We start from the raw sequence: 19282 nt of genomic DNA on the forward strand, positions 1-19282 counted from the left end.
CTATTCCTGACTCAAATGAGTTTTTCTTTCCTGCATGGTTTCAACACTGTTGATTACCGTCTGGTGACAAATTTCTTTCATAACGGGAATGTCCTTCAGCGGTACGCCTTCGTGTATGGTGTAGGCAATTAGAAAACTGTCCTGCCATACCTTTTCATTTTTTCTCGCCTTGGCCTTAACCCATAAAGCAATCCAGAGAAAATGAAATTGCCATTTATCCCGGTGCAATTCCATTTCTTCGATAAACACAGCATCCATCGCATCGGCTAATCGACACACCTTAACTCCGTCGACAAAACTGCTGTTATGATTCACTATTTTATCAATAAGCGGATTTTCTATATACCACGACTCAGTAAATTGTTTGTTTTTAAGCCAGGATTTTGAGCGTTGCAATGATTCTTGTATGGCCTCTTGTGTGAACGGAGTGATTTGTACACTAAGCTGTTCAAACAGGTATTCCAAATCCAGTTTCTTTGGTCTCAACCGAATTCCTGACAATTCCTGAATTTCCAGAAAATGCAAATAAGGAATGTCACCCTTTTCTACCGTTATAGCAAGAAAATGCTCAACCATTTGTTGAAAATAGGATGTGTCTACTTCTCGTAGAGTGACACTTTCAGCAAACGCCTGCTTATAATATTCGGTTACTTCGTTGGCTGGAATGATTGGTGTAATCCAGGCATCCTTTAAGCCCATCTCGAACTTTAATAATAAACCACAAAGCCGATTTTTCCGGTTTTTGCGGATATGGATGAAAATGCCCTGGGAACCGGTTCCATCGACTTCAGTTGCCTTGATCTCCATCCAGACGGGTTTAGGCTCCACTTCAAATACCACGCCTTTTTTACGTTGTATTTTAATCCAACGATCAAACATATTGTGATAACTCTCTGGATACCAATATTTTATAACCTGTAATCGTGAAAGGGATATAGAGGTCAAAGTCACTTTATCCATCACCTGATCCAGGGTCGCTACAGCAACCTCGCGTACTTCTGATTTTGGATGCAATAAAGTCAATAAAGCAATATCATGCCCTTCATCGATACTGTACAAATCAATGATCAAATCAGCAAAAAAGTCTGCTGGCATTGCATAACTTTGCGCAAAAAAATTTTCAGCAATATCAAAAGTTGACAGATCGGATAACTCATTAATTAAATCCCGAATGGAATCCAAATGAGACACCGGATCAATCTCATCTATATGGTCATCTTCCTGGTTGGCCAAATCAAAGTATGCGTCTTTTAAGTTCTGAGTCAGTTCTACATGAACCTCATAGAATGCATTTAAAACCGGCAACCAGAAACTTAAACTGTGTTTTTTGGTTTGAATCACATCAGCCAGATGATTCATCAACTGATTTAATGATTTTGAAGTGACTTTATTATGTGCATCGACAGCTGCTTGTAATTGAGCCACACAGATATCCAAGGCAAATACACACGCAGAGTAAACGGGGGGGCCCTCATGTATCAGATCTTCATCCAAATCATTTAATATATCGATAAGTTTCAGTGCATACTCAGGATGCTGGAAAAACAAGGCATATAGCTGCGGATCAGGATCGTCATTATGTTCAATTAATTCGGCCATTTCCGCAATCAAACGATGCAAAAGTTCAGGTTGATTCGTCATATATGTTTTGGTACCTGTCTTGGTTTTCCCTGTTCATCAATGGCAACAAAAACAAAAGTACCTTCTGTTACTTGATATTTCTCACTCTGAGTCGCTGGAAGTGCCCATACTTCAACACCTATAGTCATTGAAGTAGTTCCTTGCTTTATCAGCTCAACATGACAGCTGACTACATCACCCACATGCACCGGTTTCAAAAATGACATCGAATTTATAGCCACTGTAGCAACTCGTCCCTGAGCTATGTTTTTGGCCAGAACCCCGGCAGCCAAGTCCATTTGAGAAACAATCCATCCGCCAAATATATCGCCATTGGCGTTTGTACTCATAGGCATAGCCAAGGTCTGAATGGTCAGTTCACCTTTGGGTAACCGCGTCATTATTCTCCACCACGCTTTAATTTGGCTAAAGCATCAGCCATTGCAGTATTAAATACGGTTTTCTTCACTGGCTCTGATTTTTTAGCCGGTTCGGTTTTTTTCTTATGCTCCACCTTTTTCATTTCCGGTTGCTTCTTGGGTTGTGCTGTTTTTGCAGTCTTTTTAGCAGCAGGCTGTGAACTGTCATCCCCTAGTTTCATGCTTAAACCGATACGTCTGCGTTCTTTATCTACTTCAACAACTTTTACGGTGACAATATCGCCAGCTTTAACCACAACCCTGGGATCAGTGATGAACCTATTGGTCATTGCAGAAATGTGTACCAATCCATCCTGGTGCACCCCAATATCGACAAAGGCACCAAAATTAGTCACGTTGCTGACCACTCCTTCCAGAATCATCCCCTCATGAAGATGATTAATGTCTTCAACACCTTCTTTGAACTGTGCCGTTTTAAACTCTGGCCGCGGATCACGTCCTGGTTTTTCCAGCTCACGTAAAACATCTCGAATTGTGGGTAAGCCATAAGTATCATCAACGTATTTATCCGCATTTACACTTTGCAGAACTTCGCGATTACCGATGATGTGAGGAATATCCAGTTTCTGATCAGCAATGATTCGCTCAACCAGAGGATAAGCTTCGGGATGCACACAGGATGCATCAAGGGGATTCTCTCCATTCATAATACGCAGGAAACCAGCTGCTTGTTGAAACGCTTTTTCCCCCATGCGATTAATATTTTTCAATTGCTCCCGATTGACAAATGCTCCATGCTCATCGCGATACTGAACTATATTCTTGGCTAAAGTCTCATTAAGTCCTGAAACATGGGCCAGCAACGCGGCTGATGCGGTATTTACATCAACCCCAACAGCATTCACACAGTCTTCAACCACGCCATCAAGACAGCGAGCAAGCCTTGCCTGATTTACATCATGCTGATATTGTCCAACTCCAATGGATTTCGCTTCAATTTTTACCAACTCGGCCAAAGGATCCTGTACACGCCGAGCAATTGAAACGGCGCCTCTCAACGTTACATCCAAATCTGGAAATTCACGGGCCGCAATCTCGGAAGCCGAATAAACGGAAGCACCCGCTTCACTGACGATGATTTTAGTTAATTGCAAATCAGGATACATTTTAATCAGGTCAGCAACCAGGCGTTCAGTTTCCCTTGAACCGGTACCATTACCAATACTGATTAAGTTAACATGATGTTTTGCCGCTAATTTCGCTAAATCAGCAATGGATTGATGCCATTCATTTTGTGGAGCAAAGGGAAAAATGACGGTGTAATCGAGTAACTTGCCTGTAGTATCCACTACAACCACTTTTACTCCAGTTCTGATGCCTGGATCCAAACCTATAGTAATTTGAGGTCCTGCTGGAGCAGCAAGCAATAAATCGCGTAAATTTCTGGAGAATACTTTGATCGCTTCCTCATCAGCCATTTCACGCAAACGAGTTAACAGCTCCAATTCCAGTTTGGTAAACAATTTAACTTTCCAGGTCATGCGTACTGTTTCAAATAACCAGCTATCGGCTTTTCTCTGCTGATCGGCAATATTAAAATGTGCTGCAACCCGATTCTCTCCGTAGTTCAAATCCTGTTCTGGAAGAATGAGACTTACCTGCAAAACACTTTCACGCCGCCCACGGAACAAAGCAAGTGCACGATGAGACGGAATTTTCTTAATGGCTTCAGAATAATCAAAATAATCAGAAAATTTATTTACCGTTTCTTTCTTCTTGGAGCTGCCGACGGATTTAACGATCGCATGTTGCCATAAATACTCACGCAACTCATTGATCAAATCCGCATCTTCAGCAAAATGCTCCATCAAGATGTGTCGAGCGCCTTCAAGTGCTGCTTTAACATCTTCAACACCCAGTTCGACATTAATATACTGAACAGCCTGCTCTTCGGGATCAAGAGTGGGATCCTTCCACAACGTAAGAGCCAATGGCTCTAATCCTGCCTCGACAGCGATCTGAGCTTTGGTGCGTCTTTTCGGTCTAAAAGGCAAATACAAATCTTCAAGGCGCGTTTTGGTGTCCGCGGCCAGGATACTCTGCTCTAATTCAGGAGTTAATTTTTCTTGCTCCCGTATGGACTGCAGAACCACTGCACGTCGTTCATCCAACTCACGCAAATAGAGTAACCGTTCTTCCAGATAGCGCAATTGCACATCGTCAAGTCCTTCAGTCGCTTCTTTTCTATAGCGAGCGATGAAAGGAACTGTTGCTCCCTCATCCAGCAAACGAATAGCAGTCTCAACCTGCGACACCTTTACCTTAAGTTCTTGCGCTATAATCGCAGCTGACGCTAACATCTCTTGAGCCATTCACATCCCCGTAAAACATGGTAAAAAATCGACACATTATATACTCAACAGGTATTGTTGCGATATATAAAGCATCCAATATTAATCTTAAAAACTCCACTCATCCTCTTTCCGGATAAACGGGCGCTTTTTTAATACACCAAACCGTATCCTTTACTTTTTTTAATCCTCGTACAAAAAAATGATCCGAAGCATCCAATACGCGTGATATGCTGCTTAAACTGCGAATTTCATCACAGTTTTTATAAAGCGCTTGTACCTCTTCATCTGTAACGCTGTAGGGAGGTCCTTGCATCTCTTCTTGATTATATCCCATAGTTTTCAGCAAAATCTCCCCCTCAGGCTTTAACCAATTTAAACACACATTAACATATGCAGCTCGTAATTTGGCAGGTAATGCAATCAATGCCGCTCTGTCATAAATGGCATCTACAGGAGGTATAAAAGAAGAAGGTAGATTAAATATATCCGCAACCCAAATACTAAATTGTTCATTAAAATATTGAGTAATCTGGCCGAATTCCTTTTTATGAAACAATAAACCATGCTCATCAGCGAATTGTTGTACTGCCTGTTCACACAATTCGATACCAACAACCTGATATCCTTGCTGAGACAACCAAAGCATATCCAGGCTCTTGCCACATAAAGGAACTAGAACAGTGGCTGGTGGTTTAAGCTTTAATTCGGGCCAATACTTGACGAGGCCTGGATTGACCTCTTCTTCATGAAAAGCAGTGCGTCCCTGCTCCCATAGCTCAATCCAAAACTCCCTTCCGTTACTCACTCTACAGTCACCGATTTAGCAAGGTTACGAGGCTGATCAACGTCAGTACCTTTTGCTACAGCTACGTGATAGGCCAATAGCTGTAAAGGCAATGTATACGCTATGGGAGCAATCCAGGAACCGCATGATGGAACTTTAATCAATCGAGCACCATTCCCTTTCCAATCCTGAGAATCATCCACAAAGACAAACAATTGTCCGCCTCGCGCACTCACCTCATGTAAATTGGATTTTAATTTATCCAAAAGCTCATCATTTGGAGCAACCGCAACTACTGGCATGTCTTTATCGACCAAGGCAAGAGGACCGTGTTTTAACTCCCCTGCAGGATATGCTTCAGCATGAATGTATGAAATTTCCTTAAGTTTTAAGGCACCTTCCAGGGCAACAGGATACTGTACTCCCCGACCTAAAAATAAGGCATGAGCTTTATTCACAAATAAAGAGGATAATGCTTCAATTTCTTCATTCATCTTTAAAATTCGCTCACAGCATGCAGGTAATTCCTGTAGCTGACTTAACACGTCCTGTGCTCGATCATCATGACAAAGCGCAGCAGCCAACATCAAAAAGGCTGCCAGCTGTGTAGTAAAGGCTTTAGTCGAAGCAACGCCAATTTCAATTCCCGCACGAGTTAAAAAGACACAATCCGCTTCTCGTACCAAGGTACTGGTGGCAACGTTGCATATGGCCAGACTGGCTAAGTAATTCATTTTCTTTGCTTTATACAACGCTGCCAGAGTATCCGCTGTTTCACCTGATTGTGACACAGTGATGAATAAGGTATTTTCCGAAACAACCACATCCCGATACCGATACTCACTGGCAATCTCAACCTGAGTAGGTATACCAGCCAGGGATTCCAGCCAATATTTGGCAATCAACCCTGCATGGTAACTGGTACCACATGCGACGATATGAATTTGTTTGACTTGAGGAAATACGTGGGAAGCACGCTCTCCAAAACTTGCTTTAAGTACTTCGGGACTGTTAATACGCCCTTCGATAGTGTCAGTAAGCACTTTAGTCTGCTCAAAGATCTCCTTAAGCATGAAATGTCGATAAGGCCCTTTACTGACTATTTCTGAATCACTGGTCAGAGCATGAGTTACTCTTTCAACCAACTCTCGTCCAGCATTATAAATTTGTACCTGATGGGCAGTTATGCACGCGCTGTCCCCTTCTTCCAAATAAATGACCGATTGTGCAAAAGATCTTAAGGCCAAGGCATCTGAGGCAATAAAATTCTCACCGATCCCCAGGCCAACAACCAGGGGACTGCCCTTGCGAATTGCAACCAGCTCGTGTGGTCTTTGTTGATGAATAACTCCAAGAGCGAATGCTCCATGCATTTCTGATGCTGCAGTTTGTACCGCTAATAATAAGTTTTCATGCTGTATATAATGGTAATGGATTAAATGAGCAGCAACTTCAGTATCCGTCTCAGAGGTAAATTGATACCCACTTGCGATAAGACGTTGTCTTAAATGATCGTGATTTTCAATAATCCCATTATGTACCAAAGCAATTTGCCCATGAGACAAATGAGGATGTGCATTTTGCTCAGAAGGCTTTCCATGGGTAGCCCAACGAGTATGGGCGATTCCCGTATTACCAGCAATTGCTGTTTCTTGCATGGCATCAGCCAAATTTTGTACTTTACCTTGAATTCTAACTCGCTTTAATCGAGAGTTATTATCGATTACTGCAATACCAGCAGAATCATATCCTCTGTATTCCAAACGTCTTAATCCTTCCAGCAAGACTTTACTGATATCCCTTTCTGAAACAACTCCCATAATCCCACACATAACCCGCTCCTCATTCCGGAAACCGCTTTATAGATGTTCTATCTATGTATTTATTTATAGTACCTAAATTCAGCTTATGATTCATTTTCAATGACAGGTCATACTCAATTTAGATTGCGAAAAAACATTCCTCATCAAAGATGAGGCTGTCAATTAAAAAGAGGAATTATGCCATAAAGATGAGTAAATCACTAAAGCAATTGCCTGAACAATACTACAATTTTTGTTCAGGCACTATTTTGCTCTATGCTCGAGGGGATTCTGGCTGCTTACACGTTACAGCGTAACCATGCTCTTTCATTGCGGTACAGATTTCAAAAGCAAAATGTTGGTGAGCCCGCGTGCTTGGATGGATCTCATCCCAGAATAAATAATCTTCAGGCACATCACACACGTGATAATTGGTTTCGCCAGGTGCAAAATTATTCTCTTTATGCTGAAGTATCTGAGCGTATCTTAGAACAAAGTTATTAGCAAAGGCCGAACGTTCAAGCCCCTGGAACATAGGAAATTTAACATCGATGCATGCGTCGGTTACGTTGGCAAACCCATAGTTCTCCGGATTATTGACTGCTCTTTCCAGATATTCCTGGGTATTGATGAAGAAAATGTCGGCATCAGGATAAAGTTGTTTCCACTCATCAACACGAGCTGCCAATCGCTCATTATGTGTGTCAGAAGCAAAATTTAATAATTCCCTGTCCGCTGTTTTAACAAATTTTGGAGTATCTCCAGCATGAGGAACACCTAACACAATAATGCGTCTTGCTCCTGCTTGCGCCAGCTTCAATACAGCAGAACTAACACCGTCAACAATGTTATCTATATAGGCACTCATCACAGAGGAATCGTATTTATCCTCATACTGCAAGGCATTGATATAATCATTACCACCTGAAAACACAAAATACACCGTCTCATGACTTAATTTTTGGTGTTCTAATAAATAGGCCTGTACGGTTAATCCAAGGCTGGGGGGAATCAATTTTCCTACAATTAATGTTTTAATAATTCCCAAAGGATGACGTATCACATTCCAAACGGTGAGCTGAGTGTCATAGGTCGCAGCCCAACTTCCGCCAAAAGCCCGGTTTAAATAAACATCGTCATCATCTTTTTTAATGGACAACATGTCGGCCAGATATTCATTCCAGACACGACCATTAGAAAATCTGGATTTCCAATAAGGTTTACCTGGTAATATGGGTACTAATTTAACCTGGGCAATCAAATTAACGATATAAGGAGCCAAATCATGATCAAAAAAATCGGTCACAGCAAGAATGCCGGCATCCAGGACTACTTGCGGGACATAATAATCATTCGCAAACTCGATCATTTTATTGATAACAAAGATTTTAAAAGGAGCCACAATATAAGCAGGGTTTTCTTCGTTGCGTAAACTTTTAAGCAGATGAGTAGTATTTCCGGTATCAGATAAACTGTCCCCAAAGACAACCATAGATTTAACAGGGATGGATGCAGTACTAACTAATGGAATAAAAAATAGCAAAATACACAGCCAGCGACACATTCTCTTGTGATGATACATACCAATCTCCTTATAAAAGCTAGCAAACCCAATTTAACGTTAGCTTGATCCTAAGAGTACGATCGGTATGAAATTGTTGTCAACGCATTATGAAATTTTTAGAACAACTGGTTTCTAATAGTGCATTTAAATCATTCCTATTGATTAAATTGTGAGTAAATGTTAATTTTTACCAAATTTTTTTGTCATTTTTAGGTAGTCCCGTGAAAGAAATAGTCATTGCTTCATTTTATAAATTTATACCTCTGATTGATTTTGAAACCCTGAGAGAACCCATGTTGGCTAAAATGCGTGAAACGGGCATTAAGGGTACCATTATACTTGCTCATGAAGGCATTAATGGCGGCTTTGCAGGCACCAGAGAACAAATGGATGTTTTTTATCAATACATGCACAGTGATGCTCGTTTTGCCGACCTGAATTTCAAAGAGACATTTGATAATGAAAATCCGTTCGATAAAGCCAAGGTTAAACTCCGTAAAGAAATCGTTACCATGGGCGTTCAAAACGTGAATCCTGTTGCAAATGAAGGCACCTATCTTGATCCGCAACAATGGCATGAATTGATTCAGGATCCCGAAGTCATTTTGCTGGACACTCGTAATGATTATGAGTTTGAACTGGGCGCATTCAAAAATGCAATTAACCCTGATATTGAAAACTTCCGTGAATTTCCTGAATACGTAGAACGCCATCTGAGTGACAAAAAAGATAAAAAAATTGCAATGTACTGCACTGGCGGTATTCGTTGCGAAAAAACAACGGCATTTATGAAAGAACAAGGCTTTCAGCATGTATACCAGCTGCATGACGGAATTCTTAACTACATTGATAAAATCCCCGAAACGGACTCATTGTGGGAAGGAAAGTGCTTTGTTTTTGATGATCGCGTTGCGGTAGATCAAAAATTAGAACGTGTCTATCCGCAGCTACCACAAGATTACAAGGATGAGAGATACCCCAAATAAATTCGGACAGTTCGATACAATCCTGTTCAGACTTACTCTGCGAATTCCCAACACATGAGCTTGGGAATTCGTTTAAGATGAGCCCAAGAAACAGCATTCATTCAGGACGTTCGTTTTTTTCAAGGTTAAAATGGCATTTAGATAATATGGCTCGATAATCCATAGCATTAATGCAACCTGCATGTATCTCATCATACCTTTCAGTTATAATAGATTCTTTTTACAGTTCAGGTGTCTTATGACAACCAAAAAACAATCCGACTCCAGCATCGCGCTGAATAGAAAAGCCGGTTTTGATTTCTTCATAGAAGATCAATACGAGGCAGGCCTTGTCCTAGAAGGTTGGGAGGTTAAAAGCCTGCGCGCAGGAAAAATCAATCTCTCGGATGCCCATGTCATCATTAAATACGGCGAAGCTTATTTATTAGGGGCACAGATTCAACCATTGAAAACAGCATCGACTCACTCAATCCCCGATCCAATACGCACTCGCAAATTATTATTAAACCGCAAAGAATTAAACCATTTGATTGGCAGCGTTGAACGACAAGGCTATACCATCGTGCCTCTGTCTCTCTATTGGAAAAAAAATAAAATCAAAGTAAAAATAGCTCTGGCTAAAGGTAAAAAAGAACACGACAAAAGGGATACCATCAAAAACAGAGAGTGGCAAAGAGATAAATCGCGCCTCATGAAAAAGAATCATTAAGGAGAACGTTGATGCAAATAGGTCAAGAAATACCAAATTTTGAATTCCATGCAACGAATCAATTAAACGCTCATATTCATGACTATAAAGGTAGAACGGTGATTCTCTATTTCTATCCTAAAGATGCAACCCCAGGCTGCACTACCGAAGGCCAAGACTTTAGAGACGCTCATTCGAAGTTCCAGGCGATGGATGCTGTTCTGTTTGGTATATCACGAGACAGCCTGAAATCTCATGAAAATTTTAAAAGCAAATACAATTTTCCCTTTGAATTGATCAGTGATCCCGAAGAACATTTATGCCAACTGTTTGATGTCATCAAAATGAAATCTATGTATGGAAAACAAGTTCGCGGTATAGAGCGCAGTACCTTTATCATAGATAAAACTGGTGTTTTAATCCACGAATGGCGAAAAGTTAAGGTCAATGGACATGTCGAAGAAGTGCTGAACTATGTAACATCATGCTAACTCGCTCTATTCAGCTGTTTGTTGTTATTGCCTCTTCAATACTGACCTTGGTCGCCACTGATATTTTACTACCCAGTCTGCCTCAGATTGCCCAATCATTTGCTGTCCCCTCTAGCGAGGCAAAATTAATCATTTCAATTTTTATGCTAGGCCAATTTGCAACAGTGCTTGTTTGGGGAATCATTGCCGATCTAATAGGACGTAGGCAAACCTTATTAACAGGCATGCTGATTTTTCTTATCGCTTCAATACTGAGCCTTTATGCTCATTCAATAAACTTCCTCTTGGCCTGTCGATTCCTGCAAGGAACAGGGGCTGTAGTGGTTCCTGTTGCAGGCTGGGCTTTAATCCAGGATCTATACCCCAAAGATGAAGGGGCACGGATTATGTCCTGGATTGGTACCCTTGTCGCAATGCTTCCTCTTTTTGCACCGGCAATCGGTGGTAAAATAGATGTACTTTACGGCTGGCAAATGAATTTGTATGGGATTGCCCTATATTCTACAATTTTGTGCATTTTGATGCTTATTTTACTAAAACGCTCAGCCAATAATAGCAATAGTGCAGCCCATGAATTAAAAGAAACATTGCTTATTTACAGCAAGATATTAAAAAACAAAACCTTTATTTCCTACATTGCTCTTTTTGGTTTGTTGAACTGTGGCGAATGGTGTTTTCTTACTGTGGCTCCTTTTTATTTCGATCACATTCATATCTCTCCGGATAAGATGGGTATTTTACTGATGCTTACCTCAATGGGATTTCTTTTTGGTTCCATGCTGGCATCCAGGTTATTCAGCCTTCTGGGGGTAGACAAAACCTTTTCATTAGGAATACACATCGCATTAGCAAGCAGCGCCTTACTGCTTGTGGGCAACTACCTCGGATGGTGTGACTATCAGATATTTAATGCCCTTGATATCAGCATGTATATATTTAGTTCCGCACTTCTGTGGGGGGGATCTACGTCGAGAGCATTACAGTGTTTTGATGAATTTCGTGGTTCCGCTTCAGCGGTTCGAAGCCTAATCCTGTTGTGTTTCTCCGCGTTCGGCACCTATTCAGGAAGAGTGCTCAACCATGAAAGTTTACTTCCAACGGGAATTGTTCTCTTGATTTTAGCCTTGTGTGCCTTATTTGTGTTTCATAGTAAAGAACTAAAGGCAGAACGGCTTAACACTGAAGTGGTCTATTAATTATAGCTGAAAAATCTTAAACAATTGTTCCTAAACAAAAAAATATAATTCTTGACGTCTTTAACTTACCTCCTCACAATGAAGATAGGCCAATAGTTCAAGCGACACAATATGAATCCAGACGCCTTAATTGATCTCTCAGGTGGTATGGTACAACTTGAATTATAAGAAATACTATTTTAGCTGACAGGGTGACCCTATGGATAATACCAATATTGGACTAAAGCTGTTCGTGCTTGATACAAATATATTAATGCATGATCCCACTGCAATTTATCAATTTGACGAGCACGATATTTATTTACCAATGGTGGTTCTGGAAGAACTGGATAGCCACAAAACGGGTACTTCAGAATTAGCACGCAACGTTCGTCAAACAAACCGCATGCTGGTGGAATTGATGAGTAACGCATCACATGAACAAATTGTGTCCGGTCTCCCTATCCCCAGTTTCATCCGCTCCAATAAAGGAAGCGTAAGCGGCAGATTATTTTTTCAAACGGATGAATTTGATCAAGTAGTACCATCCACTCTGCCGGGGCACAAAGTAGATAATACCATCCTGGCAACAGCATTAGGCTTACAAAAAAAATACGCGGGCAAAAGACAGGTAGTTATTATTTCCAAAGACATTAACTTGCGCATTAAAGCAGGAATTCTGGGAATACCAGCTGAAGATTATTACAACGATCAAGTGCTGGATGATGTGAATCTTCTGCATCGAGGACTGCATATTCTGGACAACGATTTTTGGGATACTCACGCCAAAGACATGGCATCCTGGCAAGAAAGCGGAAAAACCTTTTACCGGGTCAGTGGCCCCTTGGTCAATGAGTGGAATCCTAATGATTGCATCTGTACACAAGACGATGAATTTCAGGCCTTGGTAAAAAAAATAGACGGTGAACATGCCGTAGTTCAGTTGGTACGTGATTACACCCAGGCAAAAAATTCAGTTTGGGGTATTACCGCACGTAATCGTGAACAAAATTTTTCTTTAAACTTACTGCTCGATCCGGACATCGATTTCGTAACATTGCAAGGCTCTGCTGGTACAGGGAAAACATTACTGACCATTGCTGCCGGACTGACTCAAGTCTTGGATCAAAATCGTTACAACGAAATTTTAATGACTCGGGTAACCATCCCTGTGGGTGAAGATATTGGCTTTTTACCAGGAACCGAGGAAGAAAAAATGACCCCCTGGATGGGTGCATTAATGGATAACCTTGAAGTACTACATGGCTCTCAGGTGGGAGGCAGTTTTGGCCGTGGAGCAACACAAGATTTATTACAAAATAAAATAAAAATTCGTTCTTTAAATTTCATGAGAGGACGTACTTTTTTAAATCGCTACATCATCATTGACGAGGCACAGAACCTGACCTCAAAGCAAATTAAAACTCTGGTAACTCGTGCAGGTCCGGGCAGTAAGATCATTTGTCTGGGGGATATTAAACAGATAGATACACCGTACTTATCGGAAACTACTTCGGGATTAACTTTTGCGGTGGATCGATTCAAGCACTGGGAACACAGCGCACATATGACTTTAACCCGTGGAGAACGATCAAGGCTTGCATTTTATGCCGCGGAGCATTTATAGTACGTGTTTTACGAGGATTAATCATGACCGATCAAGCCATCACTTTTGATGATGTTTTACTTGTTCCCTCATACAACCACCATGAATCCAGACGTGTCGTTGACACGTCTAACACGGACCGATTGGGCAAACTGAGCTTAAATCTCCCGGTGATCAGTTCCAACATGGATACCATTACTGAAAGTACCATGGCAAATTTCATGCACAACAAAGGTGCTATGGGAGCGTTACATCGCTTTATGTCTATTGAAGAAAACATTCAAGACTTCAAAAAATGTCATGGCAACGTTTTTGTTTCCGTAGGCTGCACTGATGCGGAATTACAAAGAGCCGAAGCATTACGTGATGCAGGTGCTGATTATTTTTGCGTTGATGTAGCTCATGCCCATGCAAAATACGTCGGTAAGACGCTGAAAAGTTTGCGCAAATTGCTGGGCGACCGCTGCATCATGGCAGGAAATGTTGCCACCTATGCAGGTGCCGATTATCTTGCTTCCTGTGGCGCAGATATTATTAAGGCAGGTATTGGAGGCGGTTCAGTTTGCAGTACGCGAATTAAAACGGGATTTGGAGTTCCGATGCTTACCTGCATCCAGGATTGTTCACGTGCCGATCGCTCTATTGTCGCGGATGGAGGGATTAAAACCTCCGGGGATATAGTCAAGGCACTGGCCTTTGGAGCTGATTTTGTCATGATTGGTGGAATGTTAGCAGGAACCACGCCAACACCTGGTGATGTCATTCAAAAAGAAGATGGCTCAAAAGTCAAACGCTACCGCGGTATGGCATCCAGAGAAGCGCAGGAAGCATTTTTAGGTCAAATGCACGAATGGAAAACTGCTGAAGGAGTCGCAACAGAAGTTCCATTCAAAGAAAATCCTGATGGAATAATTGCTGATATCGTAGGTGGCTTAAGATCGGGTCTAACCTATGCTGGAGCAGATACAATCAGTGAATTACAGCGAAAGTTAAATTATCTGGTGGTAACCCAGGCAGGTCGTATAGAAAGCTTGCCTCATAAATTGCTTGAGCGTTAACAGTATATGAAATCAAGCTAACCGGATCATTCATGCTCAGGTTAGCTTGCTGTTTTATTGCAAATCTCCATAACATAAAATGCTCTGTTTAAAACATGCAGGGAACTCATAATCCAAATTAAATATTCATTGCATTGCCCAAATCTTCTGTAGGTTCCATATCGGGCTGTGTTTTATTAGCCTTCGATGATTCTTGACTTTTTTGATCATAAGCAGAGGTATCTGCCAATTTTAAAGGTTCTTCTCCCTTCGGTGAAGGGGAATCTGGAAATGGGGTCATTGCAGACACAGACTCATTCTCTGCCGATACATCGGCACTTTGCTCCTGTTCAGAAGTGGGGACATCGCCAGAAGGATTGACACTAACCTCATCAGTAGGTTTATCACTGATCGCTTCAGTAACTTTGGGGCTGACCTCATCATTCGGTTTGACACTGACTGTATCAGAAGGTTCGATACTTACCTTTTCTACAATGGGAGGATTATCCTCATTACTACGCCCCTGAGATGCTGTTGACGACTGTTCAGATGAAGGAGTGGGTTGTTGATTTACTGGCTCGTTTCCTGACTTGGAAAAAGCACTCTTAATTTTATCAACAGCGGCATCAGCTCCTTTTTGAGCCAGATTTCCTGCAATGTTTCTAATGGGATCGTATAATGCGCTATTAATTTTGGAAGCAGTTCCATAAAGCTGATTAAACAACTGCATCATGGGATCCTCTGATTTTTTCGCTTGATCTTCTTCTTCTTGCTTTTTCTTCTTTCTTTGATTTTCAGCGAACTGATCTGCAGGGGCTTGTGCCAGCTTGCTCAACCCTTCTTTAGCTTTTGAAGCAATGGCTGCACCTTTTTTTGCAAAATCAACTGCTTTATCTAAAAAACTGGGACCTGAATCAGGGGCTGGTGTTGGGGAAGATGTTTTGGAAGCACCTGCTGTACTCGTTGTAGATGTTGGTTCGGAGCTTTGTGGAGTATTCTCGGCCATATCAAATTACCTATTTAAAACTGATTTACCTAAATTATAGTAGCTAAACAGTGATTTGTATTTTTTAATCACGAAATTAACTTTTATTTAACAATTAAATTTGATTTTCACCATTCTGAACTTTTTAATGGGTAATGCATTGAATCGGTCTCAAAGGTAACTCATGTTGCATAGCTCGGTTGAAATGGGCGAACTGCTGAAGGAAGGATTGATCTGTATTCGGGGATTCTGTATTTTGGTGAGGATGAAGAAAATCTCAAAATAACCAAGAGATTGGATCAAGATGACTGGCCAACTCACTCTATAACCAATAAGAGTCTATAAGGCCATAACCAGTTCAGGATTCTGAGCTATAACCTGTGCCGCTTGCTGTATTAATTGAGCGGTATTTATATCATGCTGCGATCCGCTGATTTTTTGATTGTATGCTTTAGCTTTTGCATCATAAAGATCGAAAACAGTAGAAGATTCTAAAGGCTCGTTTGCACTATCAGCAGTCATTGGAGTTAAATTCATCTAAATCACTCACTAAAATTATGTATTATAAAGCAATTATATCAAAATAAGTTCTATAATAAATTAAAGACTCGATAAAAATAATGCTGTTTCACCATCTTAAAAGCAGGTAAGCCATGAACGATAACGACTTTCGCTACATGAGACGCGGCAAACAACTCTCAGGGTTAACGAAGGAAGAACTGACCCTTCTTAAGCCCATCAACCAACGAGGAGTGAGGTTCGAGCGTGCTTTACTTGTACTGCATGGTTTTTCATCTTCACCCGCAGTTTATCGCTATATTATTCCAGAATTAAAGCACTACGATGCTATTGTGTGCCCGGTTCTTCCGGGTCATGCGGAGAGTATTGAGGCATTTTCTCACTCCAAAGCATCCGAATGGTTATTGACAGCACACCATGCCTGCGAAACACTAACTAAAGAATATAAGAAAGTCGATGTATTAGGCCTGTCATTAGGAGGTTTATTAGCTTGTGAACTCAGCCAGCGTTTTAACCTGAATCATCTCTTTCTTCTGGCACCCGCTTTAAAATTGCACATGAAAATAAACTCCATGCTCAAGCTAGCCCAGATACTAAAATATTTTGGATTTCGTCATCTACGTAATGCAGCAGGAAACCTAAAAACCGACGAACATGCTGAAATTGCCTATAGAAAACTTCCAATAAATTCTATAATTGAAATGCTGACTCTGGCTCAACAATATGAATGGGTTCCACCCACCTGTCCCGTCGATCTGTTTCTGGGCGCCTTTGATGAAGTCGTTGCATCAAAAGAAGTCGAGCAATTGTTTTCATCACTACCCAATGTCACCATACATTGGTTAAAAAATTCCGCACATGTATTACCATTGGACAGTGATTTCCAAGAAATAATAAAATGCATTAACAGGGTTTAGATAGTTCAACTGATCCGATGGAGCTTCAGAACTTTACTGCACAGGATGACAGAGGATACTCAGTACGACAATCCGAAAGGATTGCCATACTCATCCTATTGCGCTAAGGGAATTGTTTGTTATAGCGATTAAAGTCTTCTCTATCAAACTGACTCCATTCCCGCAAATCAAGTACAGAACCATTATAAGCCATAAAATCAGCTCGAGTTGTTGGAATATTAAAATAATAGATATCACTGGCATCTGTCGCCAGATTGCTTTGATGATTCACCGCAGAAATTTCCGCAACCGATTTATCATGGGTCTTCACAAAGCTTCGTTGAGCGCGTAAATAGCGTCCTTTAAACTGCGCAACACCCCACAGCTCGACATCAAGTTTATTGACTATTCCAGCCAATTGTACTCTAGCAGCACTTTTTGCCCGAATGATCAAATCGTTGCTTTTTACCCAATACAGGCTTAACCAGGCATCGCCATCAATATCAAGCTTGGCAAGATTAGCAAATCCCGTTAATTGAACTTTGGGATTTCCTTTTAAATAAACTTGCAAATTACGGCTTGTTAGACCATTAATTTGTGTTAGCCCACTACCAACTACTTCCAGGCGCTGCAACCCTATAGTTCCTGCCAATCGGGTTGTACCCGGATTTGAAATGTACAGATTTAAGTAACTGGTATGCAATCGGCTACCGCGTATAGAGCCAGCACCAACATATCGAACACCGTTTAAAAATTTGCCGCGAATGTCTGCATTAACCGCACCAAAACGTGGAAATCCTTTGCCTAAAGCTAAATATAAGGTTCCGTTGGAAACCACTGAAGTGACCTGAGCCAAATCTCTGGGATCTCCTGTTAATAGAACTTGAGGCTTTTTATAGCCAGTATGCAAATGAATGTTCATTTGTCCCTGAACATCCACCTGGTTAAAAGCAGGAACCTGCCGGTGCTGGTTCATACTGCTGCTTGGATAGTGAGTTACTGGAGCAGGCGTCTTTTGCCCATTATGAACGCAGCCAGCCAATAAAAAGGCCATTAGAATCAATGAATAATACCGCTTAAGCATAATCTTCATTCCTATTTCAATAATCTCTCTACATTAGAGTAAGTTATAGCAATGTGCAAGGCAGTATCCTGATTAGTCACAGGCCAAATGAGTATTTGGCCCCCTAAAGCTAATACCAGCTGTCTTTACTAAAATCTGAAATAGTGACATTGCTGGAGCACGAATCATGATATTGATGATCAGGAGCCTTGTTAATTAAGGATGCCACAGACTCATTAAAAGGAATTAATGACGGTAATTGAATAAATACATCAACCAGATAACCGTCTTTACACCCCAAATAAATTTTGCCGGCGTTGTTTGAGCCAAAAGCCAGGCTGATATGTTCTCGTACCAGAGCCAACTGTACCGTCTTACCTTTGTGTCTCGTTAAAAATTGGCCAAAGACAGACTCATCTACTTCGCGCGCTAACTTCATTGCCAATGAAAAATAATCATCCGGTTTTAACACCTGGCAACTACCGTGTTTGTTCCATTCATGTCGCTCTAAACAACTGCCGTATTTATAACTGGGCATGAATATTTTAAGTTGTTCATCAACTGATGCAGACAAATTCAAAGGTGTATAATCACAATGATTGGCGCGTGGTTTCACATCACAAAAGCCATATCTTTGACCACAATTTTCCTGGTTGGGCCATAATCCATGCAAGGTCAAATGATTGGCCTGATAGGAGTTTACCATTAATTTCCTGCATTCAGGCTTACCGGCTTCATAGCCATAAGTTTGACAAAATCCAGGTTGAGAGCTTAGAGCTAAAACATGTGAATCGGCCATACCGGATCTGGAATCACATTTTTCGGTATTGCGCTCGGTATACTCTGTAAGGCCACAATCGGCACTGACCCAGCGTAACGTATTATGATGTTCGGGAATAACGACGCGTAACCAATCCGGTGGGCTTTTATTAATTTCTTTTAATGGATACTGCTGATGAATTTGTACCATTAAATTGTCGGGATTTGTTTTTTTATTCTTAGAAAGGTAAGCAGGGCATGTTTTCGTTGCTTGGAAAGTACCACTTACTGCATTTAAGGCGTTTACATTAACAGAAAAAGCAAGGAACAACAGGGTGAGGAACTTTATCATTATGCATCCCGACCATAGTTTGGTAAGCACATTATACCTAAGTCCTTTTCGAAAGCCAGCTTTAAACTATTCTGTAATCAAATTTGATAAATAAGGATTTTTTTCCATCTTCTTCAGTGATGTAACCAAGCAAATCTAAACCAATTGTATCGTTAATGAGGTTAAAAATATTTACGAGTGGGCGAAATTCTGTATTAAAATTTTATCAAAAAAACAGTTTG

The 19282-nt window shown here is 41.0% G+C and carries 17 protein-coding genes; 7 read left to right on the plus strand and 10 right to left on the minus strand.

Annotation, left to right across the window (positions count from 1 at the left end):
• The 6 genes from ELY21_RS07880 to plaC all read right to left on the minus strand — a co-directional run bounded on the left by ELY21_RS07880 (window position 1) and on the right by plaC (window position 8522).
• Entirely contained in the window at window positions 1-1641 is a 1641-nt protein-coding gene (locus ELY21_RS07880; RefSeq protein WP_127108468.1) for a hypothetical protein, read from the minus strand.
• Window positions 1638-2021 carry an acyl-CoA thioesterase gene (locus tag ELY21_RS07885; protein ID WP_028382759.1) on the minus strand — a complete coding sequence of 128 codons (384 nt, stop codon included), beginning with the start codon at window positions 2019-2021 and terminating at the stop codon, window positions 1638-1640. The genes ELY21_RS07880 and ELY21_RS07885 overlap by 4 nt, the downstream gene beginning before the upstream one ends.
• Window positions 2021-4372: a Tex family protein gene (locus tag ELY21_RS07890; RefSeq protein ID WP_127108470.1), complete on the minus strand. Its 2352-nt coding sequence runs from the start codon at window positions 4370-4372 to the stop codon at window positions 2021-2023. The genes ELY21_RS07885 and ELY21_RS07890 overlap by 1 nt, the downstream gene beginning before the upstream one ends.
• Window positions 4373-4472: 100 nt before the next feature.
• Window positions 4473-5159 (minus strand): thiopurine S-methyltransferase, encoded by a 687-nt coding sequence (locus ELY21_RS07895; protein ID WP_127108472.1) that lies wholly within the window; start codon window positions 5157-5159, stop codon window positions 4473-4475.
• Entirely contained in the window at window positions 5156-6970 is a 1815-nt protein-coding gene (gene glmS / locus ELY21_RS07900; protein WP_127108474.1) for a glutamine--fructose-6-phosphate transaminase (isomerizing), read from the minus strand. Before glmS ends, ELY21_RS07895 begins: the two co-directional genes overlap by 4 nt.
• Before the next feature lie 244 nt (window positions 6971-7214).
• A complete protein-coding gene (gene plaC / locus ELY21_RS07905) occupies window positions 7215-8522 on the minus strand; it encodes a lysophospholipase/glycerophospholipid:cholesterol acyltransferase PlaC (protein WP_127108476.1) in 1308 nt (435 codons plus the stop codon).
• A 203-nt stretch (window positions 8523-8725) separates the two neighbouring features.
• Between plaC and ELY21_RS07910 the strand changes: the two genes are divergently transcribed.
• The 6 genes from ELY21_RS07910 (at window position 8726) to ELY21_RS07935 (ending at window position 14508) form a co-directional block, all read left to right on the plus strand.
• Window positions 8726-9490: a rhodanese-related sulfurtransferase gene (locus ELY21_RS07910; protein WP_127108478.1), complete on the plus strand. Its 765-nt coding sequence runs from the start codon at window positions 8726-8728 to the stop codon at window positions 9488-9490.
• 238 nt (window positions 9491-9728) lie between these two features.
• Window positions 9729-10199, plus strand: a complete 471-nt coding sequence (gene smpB, locus ELY21_RS07915; protein WP_028382765.1) for an SsrA-binding protein SmpB — start codon at window positions 9729-9731, stop codon at window positions 10197-10199.
• Between the two features lie 11 nt (window positions 10200-10210).
• Window positions 10211-10669, plus strand: coding sequence for a peroxiredoxin (locus tag ELY21_RS07920; protein WP_028382766.1), 459 nt, complete (start codon window positions 10211-10213; stop codon window positions 10667-10669).
• Entirely contained in the window at window positions 10663-11865 is a 1203-nt protein-coding gene (locus tag ELY21_RS07925) for an MFS transporter (RefSeq protein WP_127108480.1), read from the plus strand. Before ELY21_RS07920 ends, ELY21_RS07925 begins: the two co-directional genes overlap by 7 nt.
• A 199-nt stretch (window positions 11866-12064) precedes the next feature.
• On the plus strand, window positions 12065-13471 hold the full coding sequence (locus ELY21_RS07930) for a PhoH family protein (protein WP_127108482.1): 1407 nt from the start codon (window positions 12065-12067) through the stop codon (window positions 13469-13471).
• 23 nt (window positions 13472-13494) lie between these two features.
• Window positions 13495-14508 (plus strand): guanosine monophosphate reductase, encoded by a 1014-nt coding sequence (locus ELY21_RS07935; RefSeq protein WP_127108484.1) that lies wholly within the window; start codon window positions 13495-13497, stop codon window positions 14506-14508.
• Window positions 14509-14626: 118 nt separating this feature from the next.
• Here ELY21_RS07935 and ELY21_RS07940 read toward each other — a convergent pair whose 3' ends face one another.
• The gene (locus ELY21_RS07940; RefSeq protein WP_127108486.1) at window positions 14627-15493 is read right to left on the minus strand and encodes a hypothetical protein; all 867 of its coding nucleotides are present in this window, start codon (window positions 15491-15493) and stop codon (window positions 14627-14629) included.
• Window positions 15494-15811: 318 nt separating this feature from the next.
• Window positions 15812-16009: a hypothetical protein gene (locus ELY21_RS07945; protein ID WP_127108488.1), complete on the minus strand. Its 198-nt coding sequence runs from the start codon at window positions 16007-16009 to the stop codon at window positions 15812-15814.
• Between the two features lie 116 nt (window positions 16010-16125).
• Between ELY21_RS07945 and ELY21_RS07950 the strand changes: the two genes are divergently transcribed.
• Window positions 16126-16908, plus strand: a complete 783-nt coding sequence (locus ELY21_RS07950) for a carboxylesterase (RefSeq protein ID WP_127108490.1) — start codon at window positions 16126-16128, stop codon at window positions 16906-16908.
• A 103-nt stretch (window positions 16909-17011) separates the two neighbouring features.
• On the opposite strand, the gene ELY21_RS07955 is transcribed toward ELY21_RS07950, so the two are convergent.
• Both ELY21_RS07955 and ELY21_RS07960 read right to left on the minus strand, forming a co-directional pair.
• Window positions 17012-17971 (minus strand): GIN domain-containing protein, encoded by a 960-nt coding sequence (locus tag ELY21_RS07955; protein ID WP_127108492.1) that lies wholly within the window; start codon window positions 17969-17971, stop codon window positions 17012-17014.
• A gap of 109 nt (window positions 17972-18080) precedes the next feature.
• Window positions 18081-19061, minus strand: coding sequence for a ribonuclease T (locus tag ELY21_RS07960; protein WP_127108494.1), 981 nt, complete (start codon window positions 19059-19061; stop codon window positions 18081-18083).
• Window positions 19062-19282: the final 221 nt, after the last annotated feature.

Source organism: Legionella sp. km535 (assembly GCF_003990085.1).
Taxonomy (GTDB): domain Bacteria; phylum Pseudomonadota; class Gammaproteobacteria; order Legionellales; family Legionellaceae; genus Legionella; species Legionella moravica.

Excerpts from the sequence above, each read along its gene's own strand:
- ELY21_RS07880 (WP_127108468.1), bottom strand. The coding sequence starts at position 1,641 with ATGACGAATCAACCTGAACTTTTGCATCGTTTGATTGCGGAAATGGCC.
- ELY21_RS07885 (WP_028382759.1), bottom strand. The coding sequence starts at position 2,021 with ATGACGCGGTTACCCAAAGGTGAACTGACCATTCAGACCTTGGCTATG.
- ELY21_RS07890 (WP_127108470.1), bottom strand. The coding sequence starts at position 4,372 with ATGGCTCAAGAGATGTTAGCGTCAGCTGCGATTATAGCGCAAGAACTT.
- glmS (WP_127108474.1), bottom strand. The coding sequence starts at position 6,970 with ATGTGTGGGATTATGGGAGTTGTTTCAGAAAGGGATATCAGTAAAGTC.
- plaC (WP_127108476.1), bottom strand. The coding sequence starts at position 8,522 with ATGTATCATCACAAGAGAATGTGTCGCTGGCTGTGTATTTTGCTATTT.
- smpB (WP_028382765.1), top strand. The coding sequence starts at position 9,729 with ATGACAACCAAAAAACAATCCGACTCCAGCATCGCGCTGAATAGAAAA.
- ELY21_RS07920 (WP_028382766.1), top strand. The coding sequence starts at position 10,211 with ATGCAAATAGGTCAAGAAATACCAAATTTTGAATTCCATGCAACGAAT.
- ELY21_RS07925 (WP_127108480.1), top strand. The coding sequence starts at position 10,663 with ATGCTAACTCGCTCTATTCAGCTGTTTGTTGTTATTGCCTCTTCAATA.
- ELY21_RS07930 (WP_127108482.1), top strand. The coding sequence starts at position 12,065 with ATGGATAATACCAATATTGGACTAAAGCTGTTCGTGCTTGATACAAAT.
- ELY21_RS07935 (WP_127108484.1), top strand. The coding sequence starts at position 13,495 with ATGACCGATCAAGCCATCACTTTTGATGATGTTTTACTTGTTCCCTCA.
- ELY21_RS07940 (WP_127108486.1), bottom strand. The coding sequence starts at position 15,493 with ATGGCCGAGAATACTCCACAAAGCTCCGAACCAACATCTACAACGAGT.
- ELY21_RS07945 (WP_127108488.1), bottom strand. The coding sequence starts at position 16,009 with ATGAATTTAACTCCAATGACTGCTGATAGTGCAAACGAGCCTTTAGAA.
- ELY21_RS07950 (WP_127108490.1), top strand. The coding sequence starts at position 16,126 with ATGAACGATAACGACTTTCGCTACATGAGACGCGGCAAACAACTCTCA.
- ELY21_RS07955 (WP_127108492.1), bottom strand. The coding sequence starts at position 17,971 with ATGCTTAAGCGGTATTATTCATTGATTCTAATGGCCTTTTTATTGGCT.
- ELY21_RS07960 (WP_127108494.1), bottom strand. The coding sequence starts at position 19,061 with ATGATAAAGTTCCTCACCCTGTTGTTCCTTGCTTTTTCTGTTAATGTA.